Source organism: Ruegeria sp. CK2 (assembly GCF_056536585.1).
On the sequence record NZ_JBQFPW010000015.1, the window covers coordinates 1 to 25,668 of the forward strand.

At 56.5% G+C, this 25,668-nt stretch carries 22 protein-coding genes; 12 read left to right on the forward strand and 10 right to left on the reverse strand.

The genetic code is table 11. The annotated features are described in order from the left end of the window. Positions 1-566: 566 nt before the first annotated feature. The 8 genes from ACR0BU_RS19205 to ACR0BU_RS19240 form a co-directional block, all read right to left on the reverse strand. Positions 567-1,337, reverse strand: a complete 771-nt coding sequence (locus ACR0BU_RS19205) for an SDR family oxidoreductase (protein ID WP_480738547.1) — start codon at positions 1,335-1,337, stop codon at positions 567-569. Then, positions 1,334-2,374, reverse strand: coding sequence for a zinc-dependent alcohol dehydrogenase (locus ACR0BU_RS19210; RefSeq protein ID WP_480738549.1), 1,041 nt, complete (start codon positions 2,372-2,374; stop codon positions 1,334-1,336). The genes ACR0BU_RS19205 and ACR0BU_RS19210 overlap by 4 nt, the downstream gene beginning before the upstream one ends. Beyond that, positions 2,371-3,471, reverse strand: coding sequence for a mandelate racemase/muconate lactonizing enzyme family protein (locus tag ACR0BU_RS19215; RefSeq protein WP_085823076.1), 1,101 nt, complete (start codon positions 3,469-3,471; stop codon positions 2,371-2,373). The genes ACR0BU_RS19210 and ACR0BU_RS19215 overlap by 4 nt, the downstream gene beginning before the upstream one ends. A gap of 1 nt (position 3,472) precedes the next feature. Beyond that, entirely contained in the window at positions 3,473-4,468 is a 996-nt protein-coding gene (locus ACR0BU_RS19220) for an ABC transporter permease (protein ID WP_480738550.1), read from the reverse strand. Between the two features lie 4 nt (positions 4,469-4,472). Beyond that, positions 4,473-5,480 (reverse strand): ABC transporter permease, encoded by a 1,008-nt coding sequence (locus ACR0BU_RS19225; RefSeq protein ID WP_480738551.1) that lies wholly within the window; start codon positions 5,478-5,480, stop codon positions 4,473-4,475. Next, positions 5,477-7,003 carry a sugar ABC transporter ATP-binding protein gene (locus ACR0BU_RS19230; protein WP_480738552.1) on the reverse strand — a complete coding sequence of 509 codons (1,527 nt, stop codon included), beginning with the start codon at positions 7,001-7,003 and terminating at the stop codon, positions 5,477-5,479. Before ACR0BU_RS19230 ends, ACR0BU_RS19225 begins: the two co-directional genes overlap by 4 nt. 69 nt (positions 7,004-7,072) lie before the next feature. Continuing rightward, positions 7,073-8,047, reverse strand: a complete 975-nt coding sequence (locus ACR0BU_RS19235) for an ABC transporter substrate-binding protein (protein WP_480738554.1) — start codon at positions 8,045-8,047, stop codon at positions 7,073-7,075. 56 nt (positions 8,048-8,103) lie between these two features. Beyond that, complete coding sequence (locus tag ACR0BU_RS19240) at positions 8,104-9,573, reverse strand: aldehyde dehydrogenase family protein (RefSeq protein ID WP_480738556.1); 1,470 nt, start codon at positions 9,571-9,573, stop codon at positions 8,104-8,106. A gap of 244 nt (positions 9,574-9,817) precedes the next feature. Here ACR0BU_RS19240 and ACR0BU_RS19245 point away from each other — a divergent pair, with 244 nt between their 5' ends. Genes ACR0BU_RS19245 through ACR0BU_RS19255 form a run of 3 tightly spaced genes read left to right on the forward strand, consistent with a single transcriptional unit; the run spans position 9,818 to position 13,136 of the window. After that, positions 9,818-11,440, forward strand: coding sequence for a GMC family oxidoreductase (locus ACR0BU_RS19245; protein WP_480738558.1), 1,623 nt, complete (start codon positions 9,818-9,820; stop codon positions 11,438-11,440). Positions 11,441-11,498: 58 nt separating this feature from the next. After that, a complete protein-coding gene (locus ACR0BU_RS19250) occupies positions 11,499-12,206 on the forward strand; it encodes an FCD domain-containing protein (RefSeq protein ID WP_200818573.1) in 708 nt (235 codons plus the stop codon). Continuing rightward, positions 12,207-13,136: a sugar kinase gene (locus ACR0BU_RS19255; RefSeq protein ID WP_480738560.1), complete on the forward strand. Its 930-nt coding sequence runs from the start codon at positions 12,207-12,209 to the stop codon at positions 13,134-13,136. A gap of 551 nt (positions 13,137-13,687) precedes the next feature. Here the strand turns inward: ACR0BU_RS19255 and ACR0BU_RS19260 are convergent. Together ACR0BU_RS19260 and ACR0BU_RS19265 are read right to left on the reverse strand one after the other, a co-directional pair. Further along, positions 13,688-14,104 (reverse strand): methylglyoxal synthase, encoded by a 417-nt coding sequence (locus ACR0BU_RS19260; RefSeq protein ID WP_480738561.1) that lies wholly within the window; start codon positions 14,102-14,104, stop codon positions 13,688-13,690. Between the two features lie 3 nt (positions 14,105-14,107). Then, positions 14,108-15,028 (reverse strand): GntR family transcriptional regulator, encoded by a 921-nt coding sequence (locus tag ACR0BU_RS19265; protein WP_282027315.1) that lies wholly within the window; start codon positions 15,026-15,028, stop codon positions 14,108-14,110. 397 nt (positions 15,029-15,425) lie between these two features. Here ACR0BU_RS19265 and ACR0BU_RS19270 point away from each other — a divergent pair, with 397 nt between their 5' ends. From ACR0BU_RS19270 to acnA, 9 genes are all read left to right on the forward strand, one after another. Continuing rightward, positions 15,426-16,406, forward strand: coding sequence for a Bug family tripartite tricarboxylate transporter substrate binding protein (locus ACR0BU_RS19270; protein WP_480738563.1), 981 nt, complete (start codon positions 15,426-15,428; stop codon positions 16,404-16,406). 65 nt (positions 16,407-16,471) lie between these two features. Further along, positions 16,472-16,903: a tripartite tricarboxylate transporter TctB family protein gene (locus tag ACR0BU_RS19275; protein WP_480738564.1), complete on the forward strand. Its 432-nt coding sequence runs from the start codon at positions 16,472-16,474 to the stop codon at positions 16,901-16,903. A gap of 12 nt (positions 16,904-16,915) precedes the next feature. Next, the gene (locus ACR0BU_RS19280) at positions 16,916-18,457 is read left to right on the forward strand and encodes a tripartite tricarboxylate transporter permease (protein ID WP_299637589.1); all 1,542 of its coding nucleotides are present in this window, start codon (positions 16,916-16,918) and stop codon (positions 18,455-18,457) included. Positions 18,458-18,507: 50 nt separating this feature from the next. Next, on the forward strand, positions 18,508-19,593 hold the full coding sequence (locus ACR0BU_RS19285; protein WP_282027311.1) for an isocitrate/isopropylmalate dehydrogenase family protein: 1,086 nt from the start codon (positions 18,508-18,510) through the stop codon (positions 19,591-19,593). Positions 19,594-19,686: 93 nt separating this feature from the next. After that, positions 19,687-20,370 (forward strand): aspartate/glutamate racemase family protein, encoded by a 684-nt coding sequence (locus ACR0BU_RS19290; protein ID WP_480738566.1) that lies wholly within the window; start codon positions 19,687-19,689, stop codon positions 20,368-20,370. Beyond that, positions 20,364-21,641 carry a 3-oxo-tetronate kinase gene (gene otnK, locus ACR0BU_RS19295; protein WP_480738568.1) on the forward strand — a complete coding sequence of 426 codons (1,278 nt, stop codon included), beginning with the start codon at positions 20,364-20,366 and terminating at the stop codon, positions 21,639-21,641. The genes ACR0BU_RS19290 and otnK overlap by 7 nt, the downstream gene beginning before the upstream one ends. Further along, positions 21,638-22,276, forward strand: coding sequence for a 3-oxo-tetronate 4-phosphate decarboxylase (gene otnC, locus ACR0BU_RS19300; RefSeq protein WP_480738570.1), 639 nt, complete (start codon positions 21,638-21,640; stop codon positions 22,274-22,276). Before otnK ends, otnC begins: the two co-directional genes overlap by 4 nt. Before the next feature lie 7 nt (positions 22,277-22,283). Further along, positions 22,284-22,757: a ribonuclease E activity regulator RraA gene (gene rraA, locus ACR0BU_RS19305; protein WP_480738572.1), complete on the forward strand. Its 474-nt coding sequence runs from the start codon at positions 22,284-22,286 to the stop codon at positions 22,755-22,757. Further along, positions 22,754-25,393: an aconitate hydratase AcnA gene (gene acnA, locus ACR0BU_RS19310; RefSeq protein ID WP_480738573.1), complete on the forward strand. Its 2,640-nt coding sequence runs from the start codon at positions 22,754-22,756 to the stop codon at positions 25,391-25,393. Before rraA ends, acnA begins: the two co-directional genes overlap by 4 nt. Positions 25,394-25,668 lie beyond the last annotated feature (275 nt).

Genomic DNA, 25,668 nt, shown 5'->3' on the forward strand with positions numbered 1-25,668 from the left:
CGCCCGCCAGCGCCCGAAACCATCATCCCGATGGATCACAGGCCGATGATGCACTAACAATCAAATTGGACCATTCAGATGAGGCTGCTCAGCATCATCAGTAAATAGAGCGGCAGAAGAGGCTGGAGTTCACTGGAGTACGGCAGCAGATAGGCTGAAATCCGTTGGCGTAATGTAAGTTGAAAAGCTCCCTTCATCCTTGCAGACAAAGCCCGCTTTCCTCCAAGTAACCGTCCGTGGGGCAGATCGTGGCGAGTGCCCGAAATGAGTCCCACTTTGACCAATGCTGCGTGATGCCCCAATGACAGCAACGCGGACAAAGCCGCCATTGTACTCAATCGATTCAACGTCCGCACTAGAAACTCCAGATTGCTTTGATAGCCGTGGACTTAGGCATGAAGTTGAGCGTAAAACCGCGCTGATCGGCGTGTTTTTAATACAGTTGGCCCAGATTTTGGCTTTCGAAATCCTCAGTGAGGCCCACGCTCATGGGCGGTGTTGTTGTCCTGCTGTGGGCTTAGCTACCTAGCGAGTTTCGGTATACCAGCGCCTGAGAAATGCTGTTGTTAGCGGCCCATCCAACCGCCATCCACAACAAGAATTTCACCATTTACGTAGTCGGACGCTGGAGAACTCAGGAACACGGCCGGACCTGCAAAGTCGTCCGGTTTACCCCACCGACCCAATGGTATCCGTTCAAGAATAGCCTGCGAACGGGTCGCGTCGTCGCGCAAGGCCTTCGTATTGTCGGTCGCGACGTAGCCGGGCGCAATCGCATTGACGCTTATGCCTTTGCCCCCCCATTCATTGGCCAGCGCTTTTGTCAGTTGGCCGATCCCGCCTTTGGAGGCCGCATATCCCGGCACTGTGATCCCCCCCTGGAAAGTCAGAAGTGAAGCCGTGAAAACGATCTTTCCGCTGCCGCGCTTCAACATCGCGGCACCTATCTCACGCGCCAGAATGAACTGAGCGGAAAGGTTCACGTCGATGACTTCGTCCCAGTACTCATCCGAGTGCTCAGCGGCGGGGGCACGTTTGATCGTTCCAGCGTTGTTGACGAGAACATCTGGGACAATGCCGTCCTGAGACAACTGGGCCGCGAATTGAAGTACGGCTTCCCTGTCTCGGAAATCGCACTGATACGCTTTGAATGCGCGCCCAAGTGCACGGACCGTCTTTTCTACTTCACTGTTTTCCAGTTCCAGAGTCGCGCTGACCCCCACAATGTCGGCACCCGCCTCTGCCAAAGCTTCAGCCATGCTCCGCCCAATCCCCCGCTTGCAGCCAGTGACAACGGCGGTCTTTCCGCTCAGGTCAAACATCGAGTAACCGCTCATTGTCCGCCTCCGACCTTGATCAGGCTTTTCATCGCAACCGGGCTGCTGTCGAGCGCTTCGAATGCGGATTGAATATCCGTCAGCGGGCTGACATCGGTTATGATTGTCTCTGCATCCACCGCGCCATTTCTGATAAGGTCGATGGCTTTCTCGTAATCCTCGGGCTCGTAAACTCGGGCTCCAATCAACTTGAGTTCCCGCCAGAAAAATTGAAACATGTCGACCTTGGGAGGTGCCGCATGGATCGCCACCATCACGATACGCCCGCGGGTCGCGGCGACGGTCGTCATGGCATCGACGCCCGGCTGAGACCCGGATACTTCAAACACGACCTCCGCCCCTTTGCCACCCGTCTTTTCGTTGATCGCTGCGACCAGATCGCTTTTCAAAGGATTGACGGTATCGAAACCAAGCTGGCCCGCGATTCTCAGGCGGTTTTCGTTGACCTCTGAGATTGTGACGTTGCCTCCTGCTTCTCTGGCGACCATAGCGACCAGTACACCAATGGGTCCGCCACCGATGACTACAGCGTTTTCGCCGGGTGTTAACTGCGATAACCGCACGTCGTGACAGGCGACCGCTACCGGCTCGATCAGCGCGGCATGGTCCAGGCGTATATCTTCTGGTAGAACATGCAGGGTCTCGGCCGGAACGGACCAGTATTCCTGCATGGCCCCATCCGTGTCCAAGCCCAGAAACTGCAGGTTGTGACAAATGTGCGAATATCCTTCCGCGCAGGCCGGACAATTGCCGCAGGCTGCCAGGGGACGCACGACGACTTTCTGGCCCATGTCGAACTCGGACACACCTTCGCCAACCTCCGCCACAGTAGCCGACATTTCATGACCGACGATGCGGTTCAGCCCGACGCGTGCGTCCATATTTCCGTGGTAGACATGCATGTCGGTGCCGCAAATGCCGCAGTAGGCGATCTTTAAAAGAACTTCACCCGGTTTTGGTTGTGGCACTTCGGTTGTCTCGACGATGAATGTCTTGTCACCACGGTAGTAGGCCGCGGTTATCTTGTCTGGAGTCATGAGTGCATTTCCTCGTGCGCTTGGCGAAGCTTGTTCCAATCGAAGGTGACGCCGATCCCAGGATCGTCAGGAGCAACGGCCAAATGGTTTTCGACGTGAAGCGGGCGGGTGGTGTATTGGTCAATCGGGAAGGAATGTACTTCGATCCAGCCGGCGTTTTCCTGCGCGCTGACAAGGCTGACATGCAATTCCTGCATTCCATGCGAACAAATCGGCAGATTGTGGTCCCGGCTGAGTTTCGCGACTTGCAGCCAACCCGTTACACCGCCGCAATTGGACGCGTCCGGCTGTAGGTAACCCAGCGACGCATCTGCCACTGCGTATTCAAATTCGTGGATCGTGTGTAGGTTTTCACCCATGGCCAATGGAATGTTCGAGTTGGTCGCGATGCGCCCAAAGCCCTTGTAGTCGTCAGGGATAGTCGGCTCCTCGAACCAGGTCAGATTGTAAGGCTCAAAAGCACGCGCGGCGGTAATTGCCTGTTCCACACTCATGGAATAGTTGGCGTCAACCATGAACGTGATGTCCGGTCCAATCAGGTTCCGTACCGCTTCGACCCGTGCGACATCTTCCTCCAGTGTGGGCTGCCCGATTTTGATTTTTACGCCGTTGAAGCCTTGGTCCAAGTATTCCTGAATGGAGGCGAGCAATTTCGGAAGCGGGAAATTCAGGTCAATACCACCCGCATAGGCTCGGCATCTGTTGCTGTGACCGCCTGCAATCTGCCAGAGAGGTTTGCCCAGAGATTTGCACCGTAAATCCCACAACGCGATATCGACGGCGGAAATTGCAAAGGATGCTATGCCGCCTCGAGCAACGTAGTGAACATGCCACTGCATCGCATCGTACAACGATTCTACATTGTCGGCCTCTTCCCCGGTCAGGAAGGATGCCAGATCATGTTCGATCATTGCGGCGATGGATCGCCCGCCCTTGCCACCGGTATAGGTATAGCCGGTGCCTTCGCTGCCATCTTCAAGCCGGACAGTCGCAGTGACCAATTCGAAATGCGTATGATCTCCGTGTTTCGCATCCGTCAGTACCTCCGCAAGGGGGACATCAAACAGGTTCACGGAAACGCTTGCGATTTTTCCCATGTCAAACCGTTCCTTCCTTGGATGATGACGCCACGCGGCTTTGGAAGACAATCACGACAAACAGGAAGGCGCCGCGGATCACCATCTGCCAGTATGCGCTCAGGCTGATGACACCTCGGCCGTTCTCGAAGTTCAGGATGTTGAAAACCAGACCCAGCAACAGTGCACCTGCGACGGTTGCCGGGACAGATCCCAGGCCACCGGTCAGCAATGTGCCGCCAACAACAACAGATGCGATCGCAGACAGTTCCCACCCGACACCTTCTAGAGGCTGACCTGCGCCAAATCCGGAGGCCAGAAAGACACCAGCCAGACCCGCGCAACCGCCGCTCAGCGTGTAGACAAAGATCTTCGCCTTTGTGACGCTCAGGCCCATCATGATGCTGGCATCCTCACCGCCACCGACGGCAAGAACTGTGCGCCCCAGTGACGTCTTCTCCAGAATAATCCACAGCGCGACGACCAGTACAAAGGTGATCACAATGGTCCAGGGCAGAACACCGAACGCCTTTTCGAGGCCCATTTTGGTAAAGTTCGATTCCCAGTCGATCGAAATCGTCTGTGCACCCGAGATCACCAAAGCGCCGCCTTTGGCACCCAGCATCGTGGCGAGCGTGGCGATAAAAGGTGGAATGCGCATTGCGACAACGAAAAACGCGTTCAACCCCCCAATTGCCAGACCAGCGGCCACCGCGCCGGGCAAAGCGATCTGGATTCCGTAGGGTGATAAATAAGCTGCAACAACCGAGGTGAACGCCGCAACAGAGCCTACCGACAGATCGATGCCACCCGTCAGGATCACAAAGCACATCCCGACAGAGATCACTATGAACATCGCATTATAGTTTAAGAAGGAGGAGATATTGTAGGCTCCACCAAAGTTTTCGTAGCGCAGCAATCCGGACAGGATCAGGATGACAAGCGCGATCCAAACGCCGATGCTGTGTGTACTGCCTTGCAGATAGCGGCGCAGGTCAAATGCAGATGTATCAAGCATCGGTTTACTCCTTGCGCGCTTGCTGAAGGTATACTGCTGTCACGATGATCCCGGCTTTGGCGATCAACGCGACTTCGTCCGCGACCCCGTTGGCCAATAGCGTGTATTTGACGAGCTGTATGATCACGGCACCCAGTATGGCGCCGAATATGGGCGCTTTACCGCCCTGCAACAAAGCACCACCCACAACGGCTGCTGCGATTGCGTCCAGTTCCATCAGGTTGCCAATCCGTGCCGCGTCCGAAGCGGAGTTTATTGCGACAACGATCAGGCCTGCCATGCCGGAAAGTCCGGCGCAGATCACGTAGGCCCCGATCTTGACCCGTTTGACAGGAACGCCGGACAATCGCGCGGCCTTCTCGTTTCCGCCGACTGCCAAGAGCTGACGGCCAAATACTGTCTGGTTCACGACCCACCACACCACAACCGCGATCAAAAGGACCAGATAACCCTGAAACGGAAACCCAAGGATCTTGCCTGTACCCAGATAACTGAACTCCGGGTTAGTGAATGTCTGGAGATTTCCGTTGGTAAGAACCAATGCGATTCCGCGACCGGAGATAAAGAAAATCAACGTCGCGACAATGGGTTGTACATTGAGGTAACTCACCATGAACCCGTTGAATGCACCACAAAGCAACGCCACCAACACAGGCACAACAATAGACAGAACCAGCCCTATTTGGGGGTTCGCCTCGGCAAATGGTGACGTGAAGATCAGGGGTGCCATCGCCCCTGCCAACGCCATGACCGCACCAACGCTCAGGTCGATGCCGCCAGTGGCAATCACCAGTGTCATCCCGACAGCCACAATTGCAATCGTTGCTACCTGACTGATATTCACGAACAGGGTCTGCGGGTTCAGGAAGTTTGGTGTCACTATAACGTTGAAAGCCAGGATCACGATTAGTGCGATCACTCCCCCGTTGTTGCTGACCCAGCTCCAGTCGAACTGCAGTCGCGTTCCTGAGGTTCTGCTGGTGTTCAAGGTTTGTTTGTTCTCTGGGGTCATGCTGCACCCCTTTCATAGTGGTGGGCGATGGCAGCGATCAGCCTTTCCTCGGTTACCCCGGGGTTTTCCAGTTCCGTGACGGAATGGCCGTCCTGCAGCACGACGATCCGGTCCGCCCCTTCCACCAGTTCCTCGAATTCTGAGCTGATCAGAAGAACGCCAAGACCTTTTTCAACATAGTCTCGGATGATCGACTGGATTTCGAATTTGGCGCCGACATCGACCCCGCGGGTCGGCTCATCGAGAATCAGCAGTCTTGGATCGAGCGCCAGCCATCGCGCGAGCAAGACCTTTTGCTGATTGCCGCCCGACAATTCACGGATCGGCTGTTCTATGCTTGCGGTTTTGATGCCCAGGGAACGTATGAAAGACCCCACCAGCTCCTGCTCGCGCTTGCGATCCACCCCGCCGAATTTCCGAAGCCGGGGCAGCAGGGCGAGAGTCATGTTTTCGCGCACAGACATATGCGGAATGATCCCTTCGCGCTTGCGATCTTCGGTTAAAAAGCCGATTCCGGCTTCGATCGCATGTGCCGGATTGCTGATACGATCCGGGCCGTCGCAATGGGCGATTTTACCTTTGCTTAAGGCATCCAGCCCGAACAGTGCCCGTGCAACTTCAGTTCGGCCAGATCCAAGCAGGCCGCCCAAACCGACGATCTCGCCTTTACGCACCGATACCGTGACGTCTTTCAATCCGTGGCCGGTGGATATCTCGTCAGCCTCCAGCAAAACCTCACCAGGCTGGTTTCGCTTTTCACCGCCCAGACCGGTCATACCTGCCGCTTCGATTTCTTCCGGGTCGCGACCCAGCATTTCCGAAATCAACCCTAATTTGGTTGTCTCGGAGACCACATGCTGACCAACTGTCTGGCCGTCCCGCATGATCGTCACCCGATCACAGATCTGGTAGAGCTCATCCAGAAAATGCGAGATGTACAGGATTGCAACGCCTTGCTTTTTCAGTTCACGCACGACCCCGAAAAGGATATCTATTTCCTGATCGTCCAGGGACGATGTGGCTTCGTCCATGATCACAACCTGCGCTTTCATCGAAGCGGCACGGGCAATCGCAACAAGCTGCTGTATCGCGGTGGAATAGGTTCCAAGTTGCGCGCGAACATCGATGTCCACGCCGAACCGTTTCAAAATCTTTTCAGCCTGCAGGTGCGCGCGTTGCCAATCGATTAGCCCGAGTTTCGTGCGCGGCTCGTACCCCATCATCACGTTTTCCGTCACGCTGCGCAGGGGTACGAGGCTCAGCTCCTGATAAATCGTTGCAATCCCTGCATCCTGTGCTTCACGGGGAGTGCTAATTCCGGTTTCAGAGCCGTTGATTTTAACACTTCCGGAATCCTTGCGGTAAACACCTGTGAGTATCTTGATAAGGGTGGATTTTCCGGCGCCGTTCTGGCCAATAACCGCATGAACTTCACCGGGCTTCAAATGAAGCTGGGCATCCTGCAAGGCTACCACACCGGCGAACGCCTTACAGATACCGCTCATTTCGATCAAATCGGTCATTTGCGTGATCTCTTGCGATGAGAGGCATCAAAGGGGACGGCATACCGCCCCCTTCGACACAGGGAGTGGTTAATAGGCTTCGTCGATATGATCGGCGGCGTTGTCCTTGGTGAAGATCCGATCTTCGACCTTGATCCAGCCGGGAATTTCTTCCCCGGCCGCGTACCGTTTCATAACGTCACAAGCGAGCGGACCGAAGAAAGGTGAGCTTTCAACAGTGACACCCATCTTGCCGTCAATAATGGCCTGCAGGGCATCGCGTGTGCCGTCGATCGACACGATGATTACATCTTCCCCCGGTTTACGACCCGCAAGCTCCAGTGCTTGAATAGCGCCAATCGCCATTTCATCGTTATGGGCGTAGACAACATTCACGTCCGGATGCGCCTGTAGCAGTGTTTCCATCACCTGACGCCCCAGATCACGGGCAAAGTCGCCGGTTTGGGAAGCGACGATTTCAAACCGGTCATCCGTCGCGATCTGATCGTCAAAACCTTTTTTCCGGTCATTTGCCGGTGAAGATCCGGTCGTCCCTTCAAGCTCGACAATAACGCCTTTTTCACCGCTAAAATTTGCTATCAGCCAGTCTGCGGCGCGTTGGCCCTGCTCAATAAAATCAGACCCAAGGAATGATACGTAGTGGTCGCCCGCCTGCGCAACGCTTGGATCAACCGAGCGGTCTACCAGAAAGGTCGGAATTCCGGCGGCTTTTGCCTTCATGACGGCAGGGATGAGTGGTTTTTCTTCGCGTGGGGGAAGGAACAAAACGTCGATACCCTGCGCGATCATTGAATCCACATCCGCAACCTGTTTGGCGGCAGACCCGGCGGCGTCGGTCGCTATCAAATCCCAGCCGCAGGTTTCGGCTGTATCGTGGAAGGATTTGGTTTGCGCGATGCGCCATGGATTGTTGGACTCCATTTGTGGGAAGCCCACACGATACGTGTCTTTGGCTTCCAGCGGCGGTGTCTCGGCGATGGCCAGTCCGGCACCCAGGCCGACGCTAAGCGCAATTGCAGATCCAAGCATTATTCGACGTTTCATTACTTCTCCTCCAAGTTGAAAGCGGCCGCATCCTCCAAGCCGCTGAATTACCGGGATCACCCCCAGTTTAGATAAAGGCTCTGCTTTCGCAGGTACCCGTCGAAACCATATTTCCCATCTTCTCCGCCCAAGCCGGACTGACCCCAGCCATTGTGGAACGCGTGCACCTGTTCGCCATTGGCCCGATTGACGTAAATCTCGCCAAACTTCAGCGCTTTAGGGGTTCGCATGATGCGGCGATGATTTGCTGTGAATACATAGGCGGACAATCCGAATGCGGTGTCATTTGCCATCGCCAATGCCTGATCAAAATCGTCCACTCGAATGGCAGGCACCACTGGCCCGAATACTTCGTTTTTAACCACGGCTGTGTTGTTGTTTTTGACTTCCAAAACCGTTGGGGCCATCCAATGACCTTTCGAGTGGGGGCCTTGGTTCAGTGGGCCGCCTTCCAGAAGCACTTCGGCACCAGCCTCGATCGACGCCCGGACCAGTGAAGCCACCTTGTCCACCTCTGGTCCACTGACCTTTGGGCCCATGTCCGGGTTGTCCATAGGGTCGCCGATCGTCATGGCTGCGGCTTTTGAAACAAATTTCTCGAGGAACTCATCGGCGATTGAACGATGCAGGTACATCCGCTCATTGCAAGTACAGATCTGACCGCAATTCGTGAATCGCGAAACCATCGCCGCTTCAACGGCCCGGTCTATGTCGGCGTCTTCCAATACGATGAAGGGCGCTTTTCCCCCGAGCTCCAGGCGCAAGACTTTCATCCCGTCGGCGCCGGCCCGAAAGATCTCGCGTCCAGCCCGGTTGCTGCCGGTCATAGTCACCATAGACGTGAGTGGGTGCTGCACAAGGGCTTGACCCGCCACAGGGCCTCGGCCCGTAATCACATTGAACAGTCCGGTCGGCACCCCCGCTTGCTGCGCAAGTGCAGCGATAAACAAACCGGAAAGCGGTGTGATCTCGTGCGAAAGCAGAACAAAACCGTTCCCGGCGACCAGGGCGGGGCCAAGCTTGCGGGTGACAAGAGCAGACGGGTAATTCCAGGCGGTCAACCCGACGACCACACCGTAGGGGTGGCGTCGAATGAAAATCTCTTCATCGGGGTTGTCCGAGACAAGAATATCCCCCTCGATGCGCCGCGCATTATCGGCAGCGTTAAACAAGAACTCAGCCGAGGCGGTGACTTCACTCAGCGCCTGATTGAAGGGTTTGCCCTGTTCCATCGTGATGATCCGAGCCAGATCATCGGTCCGTTTCAAAACGAGTTCGCCAAGCCGCCGAACAATTCGCCCGCGCTGCACAGCCGGGACCATTTCCCAGTCAGATTGCGCTTTATGCGCCGCTTCCAACGCTCGCGCCACATCATCTTCCGATCCAAGCGGTACCGTGGCGAAAACTTGCTCGTTCGCTGGATTTTCCACTTCGACCCGATCACCGGCCGCGTCGTCGACCCACGCGCCATCGATGAGCATATGCGCTTTGAGGATCTTTCCGGACTGGATATCAAAATCTAACACGATTCACCTTTGGTCGTACCAAACATCTTTCTAAATCACCTAGATTCGCGCTTAGGTCAAGAGAAAACGTGAAAAATGTGCCATATTTGATATTTTGGGCTCTCCCTTGAAAGTTTTGGTATGATCATATATGCCTGAGGTGCCGCTACTCCGAAAGCCTTCCAACGAGAATGGTTATTAGGCTGCCGGAGGCGCATGTCCTGCATGCATCACTAAACAGGCGTTGTTCTATGGGAGGAGCAGTATGGCCGTCGAATACGACTATATCGTTGCGGGAGGAGGGGCCGCCGGCTGCGTGGTCGCCGCTCGGTTGGCCAAGGACGGGAAAAACCGGGTTCTTCTTCTTGAGGCGGGGCATTCCAACAAACACCCGCTTTTGGACATGCCGCCGGGTATTTTCAAAATGATTAACGGCACGAAATTCATGCGCTATCACAAGACTGTAGAACAGGAGCATCTGGGAAGGCGCGTCCACGACATCCCCCAAGGGCATGTGCTTGGTGGAGGTTCGTCTGTGAATGCGCAGGTTTACATGCGCGGGCGCCCATCAGATTACGACGCGTGGCAGGACATTTTGCACGGCAGCAATGACGGCGTCGACTGGAGTTGGAATGCGGTTCTACCGCATTTTCGCGGCATGGAAGACAACAATCGTCTGTACAATGATCTCCACGGCACAGGTGGACCGCTGTTGGTGTCCGACCCGGGTCATATCGATGATCTGTCCCGGCTGTTCGTGCAGGCCGTTCAGGGCCTGGGCGAACCGATTTCACCGGATTTCAACGGGGAGCGGCAGCGCGGTGTGGGATTCTATCAATTCATGAACCGAAACGGTCGACGGTCATCATCAGCGTATGCATTTATTGAGCCTCTGAAGAATGACCCAAACCTGACCGTGCGTTTGCAGTCCGAAGTTCTGAGCGTCGTTATTGAGAACGGCAAAGCCGTCGGTGTTCGGTTTGCTGATCGGAGGGGCAATGTTCACACGGCAAGGTGCAGCGGAGAAGTGATACTTTCTGCAGGCTCCTTGGTAACGCCGAAAATCCTGATGCTGTCGGGGATAGGCCCGGCCGAACATCTTCGGGAATTCGATGTCCCATGCGCGGTGGATTTGCCCGGTGTCGGTGAAAATCTGGTGGATCACCCTGAAGTTCCCATCACTGCACGCGTCAAGGGGAAAGGCGGGTACTACCGACAGGGTGAAGGCTGGCGCATGATCCGGAATGGCCTTCAGTTTAAGCTCTTTGGAAGTGGTCCGATCACAAGCGCTGGTGTTGAAGCAGGTGCTTTCGTCAATCCTCAGGACCCGGAGGCAGAGCCAACGATTCAGGCCTTTTGCGTTCCGATCGTCTATGTCGACCGCGATACCCGTCATTTGGTCGAGGATGGCTATGGGCTGACGGTCACAACAGTTGTAATCAAACCTAGGTCCCGAGGGACCGTCAAGCTGTCGTCGTCCGATCCCAAGGCCATGCCCAGCGTGTCGCCGAACCTTTTGAAGGACGAGGAGGATATGGACCAGATGGTTAAGGGCCAACGGTTCTTTCTCGAGGCATTCAACGCGCCACCTCTTGCCGACCGGATCGACAAAGTCATGTTGCCACAGCCTGAGGTGCGCTCAGACCAAGACCTGCGCGCGTATTGCCGACGTTTTGTCAAAACAAACTACCATCCGGCAGGTACCGCGAAAATGGGTGCTGACAACGACCCACTGGCAGTTCTTGATCCGCGAATGCGCGTGAGAGGCGTTGAAAATCTTCGGGTTTGCGACCTGTCTGCGATGCCGGATATCAATGCCGGAAACACTCAAGCGCCTGCCATGATGATGGGGGATCGTTGTGCCGACCTGATCCTTGGGCGCTTGTAATACTTAATCTGCATGAGGCAATGGTCTGTGTAGTCCCTGCTACCGAAAGGAAATCTTTGTGCGAAACCAAGCTGAAAATGGACGGGCCGCGGACAATGTCGTCGCAATCCTTGCTCAGAGAATCCAGACCGGTGAGCTTGGAGATGGCCAGCCACTACCACCCGAGCGCGACATGATGGAGGAATTCGGGATCAGTCGAACAGTCGTTCGCGAAGCAGTTGTCGCATTGTCGAACAAAGGATTGATTGAAGCGCGCCCGAGGCACCGCCCGCTGGTTCGAAAACCGGGATACGACAGTGCTTTCAGCGCGATCGAAAGCATCGTCACGCATCTGTTGCACCAGCCCGGAGGCGTTAGAAATCTGTTTGACACACGCATCTTGCTTGAGGCAGCGCTGGTTCGGGAAGCCGCCAAAACAGCGGACAAACATGATATATCCGCATTGAAACAGGCGCTGGAAGCAAACGAGGCGTCTATAGATAACAGCGAAATGTTTTACGAAACCGATATTGGGTTTCACCGGATCCTGTATGAAATTCCTCGGAATCCGGTGCTGCCAGCGGTCAACCGGGCCTACACAACGTGGCTAGCACCCCATTGGATGCAAATGCCACGACTCCCGGACCGAAACCAAAAGAACTTTAAGGCCCATAAGGAAATCTTTGACGCAGTTCTTATGCGCGACCCAGACGCAGCTGAGGATGCGCTCAAGCGCCACCTCGAAAATGCCTGGGATCAGGTGCGACAAACATTCGGAGAGATTTAGGTGGCAAGAAATAAGCGTCCGATTCAGAAGATCTGCTGCATCGGCGAAGTGATGATCGAGATTGTGTCGGATGATGGTGTCAACGCAAAGCTGGGCGTTGCCGGTGACACATTCAATACCGCCGTTTACCTGAGCCGGATTTTAGCCGACACCGATGTGTCTGTTGCGTACTGTACGGCGTTGGGTTCGGATCCCTATTCACAGATCATTATGAAATCGATTTCCGCACACGGAATTGGCACATCCAGCATTGAAATTCGCGACGACAAAAATCCAGGTCTCTATGCCATAGATACGGACGAAAACGGCGAGCGCAGCTTTACTTACTGGCGTTCCGACTCCGCTGCTCGCACGCTTTTTCAAGCCCCGTGCTCAGTTCCATTGGAAGAATTGGCCGGCTACGATTTACTGTATTTGTCCGGTATTTCACTAGCAATTCTCACGCCTGAGGTGAGAAGAAACCTGCTTCATTTTGTAAGCGGCTTCTGCAAAGGAGGGGGTACTGTTGCTTTCGATAGTAATTACCGGCCACGTCTGTGGGAGAGCACAAAAGCGGCTAGGGAATTAAATCGTGAAATGTGGCGGCTGACCGATATCGCGCTGCCTTCACTGGACGATGAGATTGAGCTTTTTGGCGATCGAAACGAAACAGATGTTTTGCGCCGTTTAGGCAGTCTTGGTGTGGAATTTGGCGCACTGAAACGGGGAGCTCTTGGTCCAATCAATCTCACTACTTGTCAGAAAGCCCAAGGTTTGCCCACCGTAGCAGAAGTCGTTGATAGCACAGCCGCAGGGGACAGTTTCAATGCTGGTTTCCTCGCAGCACATGTCAAGAGTAAGGGCGTTCGCGAATGTCTGAAAGCTGGTCACAACCTGGCAGCAGAAGTGATCAAATGGAATGGGGCAATCACTCCAATACAGTGCATTTAAAATAATGTAAGCGCCTTCTGGCGCAAACCAAAGCCCCCGAGAAATTGGGAAATGGAGTGCTGTTCGAGGCTTCGGATGCTGACCTGAGGCTGGTACTAGATCGGCAGATAGCGTGCCAAAGTGATTTGCATAGCGAATCGTGGTCAGTAGGATCGAACAGCATGTCTGCGTGGACATAACTGGGAACTTACTGTGCCGCCGCAGATCGGAAGTTTTTTCAAAATAACCCTACTGACGAACAAAACGGACCTTGGAGCGTTGCGCAGCATTAGTCATTTTGGGCTCATTTCGGAGCTCGGTGCTGTTGCAGCAGAAGCCCTTGCCCCGCTGCCAGCTGATCACGCAGACGGCCCATAAGAGACATTCGGTACTCTGCTAGCATTCTGCGGTCGCAGCCCGCGTTCCGGTCATTCGCTGCGCGTGCAAGATTTGGCGCTGAACGAAATCACCATTCGCGGACAAAACCGATATTAGCTTTATTTACCTGAATGACCCCTTAAAGCCCCTCCGCAGACATTCATATTTTGGTAGATTGTGCGGAAAGTGAATCCTCAGGTAGTTTTGGCGGTTTTAACGCTAGCCGCGCGCACCAGCAGCGTCGCGCTTGCCACGTTGATGGCCAGCGCGGTGTTATACAGCGTGGCCAGTCGTAGCAGCGACTTCACATCCACATCGTGAGGCAGCGCGGAAAGCGGGTCGATGAAAAAGATCAGCGCATCAAGGCGCCCTTCAGCTATCATCGCGCCGATTTGCGCGTCACCTCCGAGAGGGCCACTTTTCAGACAGGTGATCTGTAACCCGACTTCAGTAGCGATACGCCCCCCGGTCGTGCCGGTGCCGAACAATTCCATCTTTGCCAGTTCGGACTTATGCGCATTCGCCCATTCGATCATCTGATCTTTCATCTTGTCATGCGCAACCAAGGCCATCGAGTGGATCATGGGCACAGTTCTAACGTCTTGCGGCATCGCTCAATCGGCCTCCGTCGGATTGTCCGCAGCCCAGCTCCAAGCCAGCGGCGATTTGCGTTTCAGGGCACCGCTTAAATGTTGGCGCATCCGGTAAGAGGCATCTGCAACGTTGCCGCGCTCTAAAAGAGACAAGATCTCGAGATGTTCAGAGCATTGCTCGATCAGGCGTTCGCGGTTGACTTCAGCCCGGTACTCCATCAAGCGGCGCATCCGGTTGGCTCTCTGTAGTGACATCAGGAAAAATGGGTTGCCCGAGAGTTTGATCAGTTCTTCATGAAACAGCGAACCGTTCTTGAGCAAGGACTCGTCCGGAGCTGATTTCACATCCATGTTCAACATGCCTTCCTGAATACGCCGCTGTTCATCCAAGACTTTGTGATCAAGCTCGAAAGTGGGTTCGAGCATGGCGGCGGGTTCGATCGCCATTCGAAATCTATAGATCTGATCGAAAGCCTCTGGGGTCTTGGCAACCGGCAAAAAACGCCAACCGTATCCCTCTTTGCGTTCTGCCCATCCTTCCCGGGATGCCCTGGCCAATAGGTCGTGAGCCTTGGTTTTAGTCCAGCCATATCGCTGACGCAAAAACTGTTCAGTAACGTCCTCGGGGATCTGGTTGGTCAGCCAGTCGTTGGCGAGGGTTTGATAGTCCTCATTTCCCTCGGGCATCGCTTTTGCCAGGGTAGAATTTATCTTTGATGGGATTTTGTCTGCAACAAAATATCCGCGGTTTGGTTGCCGGACGAGTACCTTCTGGTTTTCAAGGCTAACCAAAGCTTCGCGTACCGGAGTACGCGAAACGCCGTATCTGTCGGCAACCTGCTGGGCGCTGACATGCTCTCCGGCACTTAGGGAGCCGGACACTATGTCATGTAGTAGCCGGTTGGAGATCTTCCTCGAAAGCTCGCTTGTTCTTCCCGACATCCTAATCACCGATGGGTTGATTTGGGGGCATCCCAGATTGCATTTGCCTTTCCAGAACGCCCCAGTTTTCTGGCTTTATGAGTTATAAAAACCAAAAAATTGGATTTAGGTCTACACCTTTCTGCAACTGTCACGTGCCCATGATTGGTTTTTTGCCAGTCCGGTAGAACAAAAGCCAAGCTCCGGTGACGCCGGGTAGAAAAGTAAGTTGTTATTAATCAATGCTTTTGCAGCGATGCGGCAACAGTACGGCTAATATGCAGCAATGTGACTTTGGATTTTTGACCGCGTAAAAGCAAATTTAAATTGGCTTTTTGCAATCAAATATGCAATTCCTGTTACTGGCGCGAGATTCGCGCTACCGAACATCAAAAAATGGGAGGACCACCTCGTGTTCATGAAACTTACTCGTGCAAGCGCCTTCGCTACCGTTGCCCTGCTGGCCGGTGTGGGTACTGCATCCGCTGAATTCAAAGCTGAAAGCCCGCAGTGCATCGCCCCGTCCAACCCGGGTGGTGGCTGGGACTTCATCTGCCGTACAACCGCCAAACACCTTTTTGATCTGGGTGTCATCGAAGATTCGATGCAAGTCACCAACATGTCGGGCGGCGGCGGCGGTGTTGCCTTTGCCCACGTCACCAAAGAGCGTAACGAAGACAACAACCTGATCGTTGCAGCGTCTATGTCGACCAGCGCGCGTATGGCGCAGGGCATCTATGAGGACGCGACGCAGGATGACGTACACTTCCTGGCGACCTTCGGTGCGGAATATGGCGCCATCGCTGTTCGCGCAGACTCGCCCTTCCAGACGCTAAAAGACATGATGGACGCGATCTTGGAAGATCCGCGTTCGGTCGGTATCGCTGGTGGCTCGTCGGTTGGCAGCTTCGATCACATCAAGCCCATGCTGGTGGCACGCGAAGCAGGAATGGAAGACGTCACGCAGCTGAAATACGTCTCGTTTGACGGTGGCGGCGAAGCGATGACAGGTCTGCTTTCGGGTGCGACCGAAGCGCTGTCAGGTGACTTCTCGGAAATGCTGGGTTTCTTGGAGTCGGGTGACATCCGCATCATCGGCATCATGGCGCCCGAGCGTCTGGCCAACTACCCGGACATCCCCACCGCAAAAGAGCTGGGCTATGACGTGGTTGGTGCGAACTGGCGCGGTCTATACATGCCCGCTGGTGCCTCGGACGAAGCGAAAGAGTTTTGGTCGAACGCCATTAAGACCATGGTTGCCGACCCGGGCTTCCAGGCAACCCTTGAAGAAGCTGCAATCGCACCCTTCAACAACTTCGGCGACGATATGCACAACTTCGTGGCGGGCAGCATCTCTGATGTGACCAAGCTGTCGAAAGAGATTGGCATTATCCAATAACGCGACTTCGGGCTGGCCGCATGAACCGGCCAGCCCACTGCACATCAAATGAAAGGGAGGAGAAAATGAGTGACCGCATCTTTGGCGGCTTTGGGTTGGCGCTCGCCATCTTCTATATTTGGGCCGCGTCAACGATCAAAGACAGCTTCATGGTCGATGTGGTTGGTCCGCGTGCATTCCCCTACATCGTAGGCTCCATCGTCGCGCTTTGTTCGCTCTACTTCATCTTGCGCCCCGACGACGAACCGGAATGGCCGCATATGCGCGAATTTGCCGAAATCGTCTTCGCGGCAGCTGTCATGTTTGCATACAGCCGGGCGCTTCCCGAAATCGGCTTCCTGATTTCGACTGTATTCGCAACGGCCTACTTGACGTGGCGCCTGGGGACACAACCCCTTTGGTCCCTCGTAACGGGGGTCTGTACCTCGGTTGGTATCTACGTCGTTTTCCACCTGATCCTCGGCCTTGCTTTGGCCAAAGGTCCACTTGGTTTCTGAGGAGCGATACCTATGGAAATTCTGTCTCTTCTTGCAGATGGCTTTGCCATCGCACTCACCCCGCAGAACCTGTTGCTGGCGGTCATCGGCTGCTTTCTGGGAACGTTGATGGGTGCACTTCCGGGTCTTGGCCCAGCCAATGGTGTAGCGATCCTGATCCCCATTGCCTTCTCGTTGGGTCTGGGCCCGACCGCATCTCTGATCCTGCTGGTCAGTGTCTATTACGGTGCCATGTATGGGGGACGGATCAGCTCGATCCTACTGAATATTCCCGGCGACGAACCGGCGATGATGACCTGTCTGGACGGCTATCCGATGGCCCAGCAGGGCAAGGCAGGCGAGGCCCTGTCGCTGTCTGGGGTTGCCTCGTTCGTAGGTGCCTTCGTGGCCACCTGTGGTCTGGTCGTTCTGGCCCCGCAGTTGGTGAAAATAGCCCTTCTATTTGGACCGGCCGAGTATTTCGTACTGTTCACGGTGGCCTTTGCAACCCTTGGCGGCATCTCGTCCACTAACCAGGCAAAATCGGCATTTGCGGCAGCGCTGGGACTGGGCATTGCCATGATTGGCAGCGACAGCCAGACGGGCTCGCAGCGTTTCACCTTCGACCACGTACACCTTTATGACGGCATCGACTTCCTGATTGCGATCGTCGGCTTGTTCGCACTGAGCGAGGTGTTCATCTTCCTCGAGCATCACCGCGGTGGCGCAGTCGGCTCAGCCGGGGCAACCAAAATTGGCCGGATCATGCCCGACTTCAAGATGATCAAGCGCTGCCTTCCCTCGATGGCGCGCGGCACGGGTCTTGGCTTCTTCTCGGGCGTTCTGCCCGGTGCGGGCGCGTCGCTGGGCTCGTTCCTGGCTTACTCGCTGGAAAAGCAAGCGGTTGACCGTGATGGCAAGACCTTCGGCAAAGGTGACCCGCGCGGCGTCGCGGCACCGGAAGCGGGCAACAACGCGGCCTCGGGTGGCGCACTGGTGCCGATGCTGGCGCTGGGTGTTCCCGGTTCGGGGACAACGGCGGTTCTGTTGGCAGTGCTGCTGCAGCTGAACATCACGCCTGGTCCGCTGCTGTTTTCGAAAAGCCCGGACATCGTGTGGGGCCTGATCGCCTCGCTGTTCCTTGCGAACTTCATCCTACTGGCCATGAACATCCCGCTGGTAGGCATCTTCACCCGTGTGCTTATGGTCCCGACCCGGATCCTGATGCCGATCGTCGCGATGATTTCCTTCGTAGGCATCTATTCGATCACCGGCTCGACCTTTGACGTGATGCTGATGGTGGGCTTTGGGATTGCTGGCTGGGTTCTGCGCAAACTCGACGTGTCTCTGGTGCCCGTGATCCTTGGCATTCTCCTAGGCAACCAGATGGAAGTGAACCTGCGCCGCGCCATGACGATCTCGGATGGCGACTGGTTCATCCTCGTCGGCAGTCCCCTGGCCATTATCCTGTGGCTTGTCGCAATCGCCGGCTTCGTGCTGCCCATGCTGATGGGGCGTCGCATGAAGAAGCGGATGGAAGCCGCACGCGATCAAGAAGAATTCGTCGGCGACTAAGCCGACACCCTCAACGAACTTGGCCAAATGGCCGATCATAGGAGACTAGTATGCGTATCATGACACTGCCCTGCGATGGTATCGGGCCGGAAATCATGGCGGCGACCCTGGAAGTTGTCGAAGCTGCGAACAAACGCTTTGATCTGGGACTGACCTTCCATGAAGAAGAGAGCGGTTTCACCAGCTTAAAGAACCACGGCATCACCCTGCGGGAAGAGGTTCTGGATCGCGCCCGCACCGAATTTGACGGTGTGATCCTAGGCACTCAGTCACACATGGATTATCCCCCGGTTGTCGAAGGTGGACGCAACGTGTCGGCTGGCTTCCGCATCGGGCTGGACCTCTATGCAAACGTACGTCCCGCACGTACCCGCAGCTTCATCCCGAACAAAGCGCCAGGCATGGATTTGGTGATCATGCGTGAAGCCACCGAGGGCTTCTACCCTGACAGAAACATGTACAAGGGCGTGGGCGAGATGATGCCCGACCCCGACATGGCGCTGTCGGTACGCAAGATCACCCGCCACGGCTCGATGCGGATTTGTCGCGAAGCCTTCAAGTTGGCAATGCAACGCAACAAGAAGGTTGCGGCGATCCACAAGGCAAACTCGTTCCTGATGACCGACGGACTGTTCCTGGAATGCTTCCGCGAAGTGGCCAAGGACTTCCCCGAAGTTGAAACCGAAGAGCTGATCGTCGATGCTTTCGCCGCACTTCTTGTGCGCAAACCCGAAGCTTACGACGTGGTGGTAGCTACCAACTTTTACGGGGACATCCTGTCGGATCTAGCGTCGGAATTGTCTGGGTCATTGGGTCTGGCAGGGTCGATCAACGCCAACGCTGAAACCGGTCTGTGCTGCGCTCAGGCGCAACATGGATCGGCGCCGGATATTCAGGGGCAGAACGTCGCCAACCCGACCTCGTTGATCCTATCAGCGGCCATGATGCTGACCTGGCTGGGCGAACAGCGTGGCATCCAGAAGTTGATGGATGCCGGTCAAGCCATTGCCGACGCCGTGGACGCAGTGATCGACGTCTCGGAAAACCGCACCCGTGACTTGGGTGGATCCGTGAACTGTGACGCCTTTGGCTCCCTCGTCGCAGAAGCCGTAGCGCGCGAAAGCGTTGCAGCTTGAGGATACTCCTTGCGGGCAACTCTTGCCCGCAGCTTTTCGGCGGCACTGCCTCTCTCCCTGTGGTGTCGCCGAATATTTCAGGACGCAAAAAAGATGAAAGACCGACCGCGCATAGCGCTTATTCATGCAACCAAAGTGGCGATTGATCCGATCGAGGACGCCGCAGATAAGCTTTGGCCGGAAGCCGAGATGATCTCGATATTGGAAGAGGGTCTTTCGGTGGATCGTGCGAAATCGGCGGAACTTTCCGCTGACCTTCTGCGCCGGATAATCGACCTTTCCCGCTATGCCGAGGCTGCAGAGGCCGATGGGGTATTATTCACCTGTTCCGCCTTCGGGGCGGCCATCGAACGTGCCAATTTCGAGGCGGGCATTCCAGTAATGAAGCCTAACGAAGCTATGTTCGAAGCGGCATTCTCCCACGGAGACCGAGTTGTCATGCTGTACACTTTCCAACCTGCCGCCGGTGGGATGGAGGATGAGTTCCTTGAGGCTGCTCGCGAGAAAGGCAGCATCGCGCAAATCACCTCGGCCTTTTGCGAGGGCGCGCTGGACGCCAAAAAGGCTGGCGACGACGAAACTCACGACCGATTGATTGCCAATACCGCCGCCATGATCACTGATGCGGATGTCATCCTGCTGGCGCAGTTTTCCATGGCCAGCGCTGCGAATGCGGTGCGCGAATGCACTGACGTTCCTGTTCTGACCAGCCCTGAGGCCGCGATTGAAGAAATCCGCCGCCGGATCGAACACAATAACGAGGTTCAGCAATGCTAATTGGCGTTATCGCAGATGATTTCACTGGCGGCAGCGATGTCGCCAACACTCTGGCCAAAGGCATTGACGGCGAAGGAGGTCTGAGAACCGCCCAGTATCCCGGCGTGCCTACTGGCCCTGCCGCACCGGACATCGACGCCGGCGTTGTTAGTCTGAAGTCGCGTTCGAACCCGGTTGAAGATGCGGTGCGCGAAAGCCTCGAGGCGCTGAAATGGCTTCTGGATCAGGGCTGCAAGCAGATCGTATTCAAGTATTGCTCGACCTTTGATTCAACGCCTGAAGGCAATATCGGCCCGGTGGCCGATGCTCTGGCCGCCAAGCTGGGGGCGCGCGGCGTGGTGGTCTGTCCGGCCTTTCCGACGACCGGGCGCACGGTCTACCAGGGCCATCTGTTCGTGCATGACATGCTGCTAAGCGAAAGTGGGATGCAGAACCATCCGTTGACGCCGATGACGGATCCCGACCTGCGCCGCTTCCTGCGCTTGCAGACCGAGCATGCGGTGGGTCATTTGCCGCTGTCGACCGTGTTGGCCGGGTCCGAACAGGTGCGGGCTGCGCTGCAAGGTGCGGAAGAACACTATGCTGTGACCGATGCCGTATCTGACGAAGACTTGCTGACGCTGGGCGAGGCACTTGAAGGCGCTGCGCTGGTTACGGGCGGTTCGGGCATCACGCTGGGCTTGCCGCGCAACTTCATTCGCAGCGGTCAGGCCAAGGCCAATTTGCCCTCTGCAGAAGGCATTCAAGGCCCCGAGGCCATTCTGGCGGGGTCGTGCTCTGGTGCGACGCGCGGTCAGCTGGCCGAGCATCAGAAATCGCATCCGACCTATGCCATCGACGTACCCGGCGTCATGAATGGGAGGGTCACAATGGATGACCTGCTGGAATTCATCGCTGAGAACACCGGCAATGCGCCCCTGGTCCATTCTTCTGGCACCCCCGACGAGGTGAAAGCGATTCAAGGCAAGTTCGGTCGCGAGGCCGTGGCCGAGAAGCTGGACGCTCTGTTTGCCGACACCGCCCGCGCACTGGTGCAACGCGGCTATCGCCGGATCGTTGTGGCGGGCGGCGAAACTTCGGGCGCGGTGGCGCAGGCAGTGGCGGGCGAACTTGGCTCGCCTGCGATGCGTATCGGCGCGGAAATCGACCCAGGCGTTCCAGTCCTGACACTGGGCGAGGATCAACCGATCTCGCTTGCGCTGAAATCAGGAAATTTCGGCGCGCCGGACTTCTTTACTAAAGCTCTGCGCATCATGGAGGGGTGGACATGAGCACCGAAGCAGATCTGCGCCAAGAGATGTCGAACCTCTGTGCGTCCCTGTTCAACCGGGGCTTTTCGGTCGGGACGGCTGGCAATGTCTCAGCCCGACTGCCCGATGGCATCCTCATGACACCGACCAATTCTACTTTGGGCGCGATTGATCCCGACCGGATTAGCAAAATCGATCTGGATGGCAATCACGTGGCGGGCGACCGTCCGACCAAGGAAGTGTTCCTGCATCAGGCCTTCTATGAAACCCGTCCGCAGGCGGGGGCCGTGGTGCACCTGCATTCGACCTGGGCGACCGCTCTTTCCTGTCTACAAGACACCAACCCCGATGACTGCATTCCACCACTGACACCCTATGTGGTGATGCGCGTGGGCACGGTGAAACTGGTGCCTTACGTCAAACCGGGCGACCCGAAATCGGGCGAACTGATCCGTGACCTGAAGGGCGCGTACAGCGCAGTTCTGCTGGCCAATCACGGCCCCGTGGTGTCGGGCAAGGATCTGTTCTCGGCCGTGTGCGCGGCAGAAGAGCTGGAAGAAACTGCCAAACTTCTTGTAGCACTGCGCGGGCAAAAGACGCGCCTCCTGAGCGAGGCCGACGTGGCCGACCTGAAAGCAACCTACGCAAATATGTGAGACCGAAATGAAAACTGCTGACCTAATTGATGACCACGCCGACAAACTGTCGCTTGTTCACTTGCCGTTTCGTCGCTTCGGCACGGCACCGCATTTCGCCGCCCCAGTGCAGACCGTGAAGTGTTTCGAAGACAACATGGTCATGCGCGCGCAGTTGGAAAGGCCCGGCGAGGGCCGCGTGTTGGTCGTAGATGGCGGCGGTTCCACCCGCATTGCCATTCTAGGGGATATGATCGCGAAAATGGCGATCAATAACGGATGGGTGGGGCTGGTTCTCAACGCCTCCATTCGCGACAGCGCTGAGATCGAGCAGATGGCGACGCAGGTCTTCGCACTGGCAACCTCGCCGGTGAAAAGCGCGAAAATGGGCTGGGGCAAAGCTGGCTGCGATATTCACATCGGTGGTGTGACCATTGCGCCGGGCGACTGGATCTATGGCGACGCCGATGGAGTATTGCATAGCAAGGTCAAACTCGTGTGACTGCGGCCACTATCCATTTGGACTCCAGCGAGGATAAGGTGATCCCCGATCTGGAAATTGATGCAGGGACGCGCCGTTTAAGGGCCACGGACCTTCCACGTGTTTTGGGCGACCGACTGGATCGATTGCCTTTTATCCTGCGTCTTCTAGCCGAAAACCACCTACGCGCCACCGGCCAGTCGGACGCGCTGGTAGCTGCGCTCGATGCCTGGCTTGAGGGGCGAAACGATGGGTTTGAGCTCACCTTCATGCCCAACCGCATCCTAATGCACGACACCACCTGCACGCCCGCACTGGCGGACATTGCCGGGATGCGTGACGCGGTGGCCGAGGCCGGCGGCGACCCGGGCGTTCTCTCTCCGAACCTGCCGGTCAACGTCTCGGTTGATCATTCATTGGCGGTGGATCGCTATGCGACGCAGGCGGCGTTCTCGGCCAATGCTCGCAACGAAATCGCCCGCAACCGCGAGCGGTATGGCTTCATGAAATGGGCATCGCAGAATATGGATGGGGTTACGGTGCATCCGCCGGGCACCGGGATCATGCACACGATCAACCTTGAACAACTGGCAACGGTGCTTGAGATCTGCGCCGATGGACAGGCCCACCCCGACATGCTGCTGGGCACTGACAGCCACACACCAATGATCAATGGCATTGGCGTGCTGGGCTGGGGTGTCGGCGGGCTCGAGGCGGAAAGCGTCATGTTCGGCCAAGCCACGACCCTGAGCATGCCCGAAGTGGTGGGCGTGCGCCTGACTGGTCAGCTGCCCGAGGGCACCATGCCGACCGATCTGGCGCTTGAAGTGGCGCACCGGTTGCGGGTGCTTGATGTCTCCAGCAGTTTTGTCGAGTTCTGCGGCCCCGGCCTGTCTACGCTCAGCGCCGATGCCCGCGCCGTGATTGCCAATATGGCGCCGGAATACGGTGCCTCGACCGGGTTTTTCCCGGTGGATGGCGAAACCGTTGCCTATCTGAAACGCACCGCGCGGCCCGTCAGTCTGACGGGCAGTATCGAACCCGTTTTTCGCGCCATGGGTCTATGGTTCGATCCCGACACCGCACCGCGCTTTGACCGGGCGATCGAGATTGATCTGACCGCGATCACCCCGACTATTTCTGGTCCGCGTCGCCCACAGGACACCTGCGCCCCGGCACATGCCGCAGTTCGGGTCGAGACGGCGCTGGACCGTCCGCTGTCCCGTGCGCCCCGCACCGAAGGCGTGGTGCCCGACGGCGCGGTGGGAATTGCCGCGATCACCAGTTGCACCAATACCTCGGATCCCTACATGATGATCGCGGCCGGGTTGTTGGCGCGCAAGGCGCGGGCGCTAGGGCTGACGACGCCGTTCTGGGTTAAAACCTCGATGGCGCCGGGCTCGCCGTCGGCACGGGATTATCTGCAGCGCGCGGGCCTTATCCCCGATTTATCGGCACTGGGGTTTGATCTGGTTGGCCATGGCTGCACCACCTGCATCGGCAATTCCGGCCCCTTGCCCGAGGTGATCGAGACCGCGCTGAAGGACGGCAAGGCGATCAGCGCCGTGCTGTCGGGCAATCGCAACTTTCCGGGGAGGGTGCATCCGAAGCTGGATCTGGGCTATCTGGCCTCGCCACCCTTGGTCGTTGCCTATGCGTTGAAGGGCGATATTTTTGGCGATATCTTGAATGACCCGATCGGCAAGGGCGCAGAGGGTCAGCCGATCTATCTGCGCGACATCTGGCCCGATATCTTTGAAATAAAGGCACTTCTAAACGCGGGCTATCGTCAGGCGGACGTTCCCGCCGCCTTTGCTGCGGCCACCCATAATGCCGCGTGGAACCGGATTAAGGTCCATGACAGCACGCGCTTCTCGTGGGAGCTAACCTCGCGCTATCTGCGGCGGCCGAAATTCACCGCCGAGCCTCAGCAATCGCGGTTAGGCGACTATACCGCCACGCCTCTGATGGTGCTTGGGGATGATATGACGACCGACCATATTTCGCCGGCGGGGTGGGTGGATCCAACCAGTTTGGCGGGCAAATGGCTGTGCGCTCGCGGCGGTGATCCCAAGGACATGAATGTCTATGCCGCCTATCGCGGCAATTGGGAGGTCATGCTACGTGGCCTCTTCACAAACAGGCTTGCGGTGAACTTCCTGCAAGAGGGGCTGGCCCCTGCTGAGACAACGCTCGAGGATGGGCGCATCCTGCCCTTGCACGAAGCAGCCCAAATCCTGGCGGATCAAGGGCAGCCCACTATCATTCTGGCCGGTGACCGCTATGGCATGGGCTCCAGCCGCGACTGGGCGGCCAAAGGCATAGCACTGCTGAGCATCCGCGCCGTGGTCGCCAAAAGTTTCGAGCGCATCCACCGCACCAACCTGATCGGTATGGGCGTGGTACCGGTGCAGATCATTGACGGTTTCGATCCCAAGACGGCGGGCATTCGCGCTGAGGATCGCTTCGCTGTGAACCTGCCACCTGAGACGCTGGTGCCTGGTCTGGAAACTACTTTGCAGTGGCAGCGCGGCACCGAAGTGCTGGGCGATATCCGTTGCAAAGTGGCGGTGGAAACATTCCAAGAGGTCGACTTGCTGCGACACGGCGGCGTCCTGTCAAAGATCATGGGTCTCAGCCTTGAAGGCCGCGAATAGAACGACCTGCTTTGAACGAATAGGGCAGAGCTGGCTGATGCGGTTGTAACTGGAAATGCTAGGCAAATGCACTGTTTGCATTGCTTTCAATCAAACCAACGTCCAGTTTTGCGAATTCGAAGTCATTGGCAGATTTTGCAGCATTTTGTACTTTTGGGCTCGCTTTGGACCTTAGCCGCAAGGTGCTCCGACGGTCCGATGGGCGGGCCAAAACTATCTGGCAGGGATCGTTTTTTTAGTGCAAATGACTAAAATGACGGCAACGCAATTGCGTC

What these genes read in the sequence shown, in the direction of transcription:
- rraA (WP_480738572.1), top strand. Translation starts at nt 22,284, where the DNA reads ATGAAAACTGCTGACCTAATTGATGACCACGCCGACAAACTGTCGCTT.
- ACR0BU_RS19230 (WP_480738552.1), bottom strand. Translation starts at nt 7,003, where the DNA reads ATGACCGATTTGATCGAAATGAGCGGTATCTGTAAGGCGTTCGCCGGT.
- ACR0BU_RS19265 (WP_282027315.1), bottom strand. Translation starts at nt 15,028, where the DNA reads ATGTCGGGAAGAACAAGCGAGCTTTCGAGGAAGATCTCCAACCGGCTA.
- ACR0BU_RS19245 (WP_480738558.1), top strand. Translation starts at nt 9,818, where the DNA reads ATGGCCGTCGAATACGACTATATCGTTGCGGGAGGAGGGGCCGCCGGC.
- ACR0BU_RS19235 (WP_480738554.1), bottom strand. Translation starts at nt 8,047, where the DNA reads ATGAAACGTCGAATAATGCTTGGATCTGCAATTGCGCTTAGCGTCGGC.
- ACR0BU_RS19215 (WP_085823076.1), bottom strand. Translation starts at nt 3,471, where the DNA reads ATGGGAAAAATCGCAAGCGTTTCCGTGAACCTGTTTGATGTCCCCCTT.
- ACR0BU_RS19280 (WP_299637589.1), top strand. Translation starts at nt 16,916, where the DNA reads ATGGAAATTCTGTCTCTTCTTGCAGATGGCTTTGCCATCGCACTCACC.
- otnC (WP_480738570.1), top strand. Translation starts at nt 21,638, where the DNA reads ATGAGCACCGAAGCAGATCTGCGCCAAGAGATGTCGAACCTCTGTGCG.
- ACR0BU_RS19205 (WP_480738547.1), bottom strand. Translation starts at nt 1,337, where the DNA reads ATGAGCGGTTACTCGATGTTTGACCTGAGCGGAAAGACCGCCGTTGTC.
- ACR0BU_RS19225 (WP_480738551.1), bottom strand. Translation starts at nt 5,480, where the DNA reads ATGACCCCAGAGAACAAACAAACCTTGAACACCAGCAGAACCTCAGGA.
- ACR0BU_RS19210 (WP_480738549.1), bottom strand. Translation starts at nt 2,374, where the DNA reads ATGACTCCAGACAAGATAACCGCGGCCTACTACCGTGGTGACAAGACA.
- ACR0BU_RS19285 (WP_282027311.1), top strand. Translation starts at nt 18,508, where the DNA reads ATGCGTATCATGACACTGCCCTGCGATGGTATCGGGCCGGAAATCATG.
- otnK (WP_480738568.1), top strand. Translation starts at nt 20,364, where the DNA reads ATGCTAATTGGCGTTATCGCAGATGATTTCACTGGCGGCAGCGATGTC.
- ACR0BU_RS19270 (WP_480738563.1), top strand. Translation starts at nt 15,426, where the DNA reads ATGAAACTTACTCGTGCAAGCGCCTTCGCTACCGTTGCCCTGCTGGCC.
- ACR0BU_RS19260 (WP_480738561.1), bottom strand. Translation starts at nt 14,104, where the DNA reads ATGCCGCAAGACGTTAGAACTGTGCCCATGATCCACTCGATGGCCTTG.
- ACR0BU_RS19220 (WP_480738550.1), bottom strand. Translation starts at nt 4,468, where the DNA reads ATGCTTGATACATCTGCATTTGACCTGCGCCGCTATCTGCAAGGCAGT.
- ACR0BU_RS19290 (WP_480738566.1), top strand. Translation starts at nt 19,687, where the DNA reads ATGAAAGACCGACCGCGCATAGCGCTTATTCATGCAACCAAAGTGGCG.
- ACR0BU_RS19275 (WP_480738564.1), top strand. Translation starts at nt 16,472, where the DNA reads ATGAGTGACCGCATCTTTGGCGGCTTTGGGTTGGCGCTCGCCATCTTC.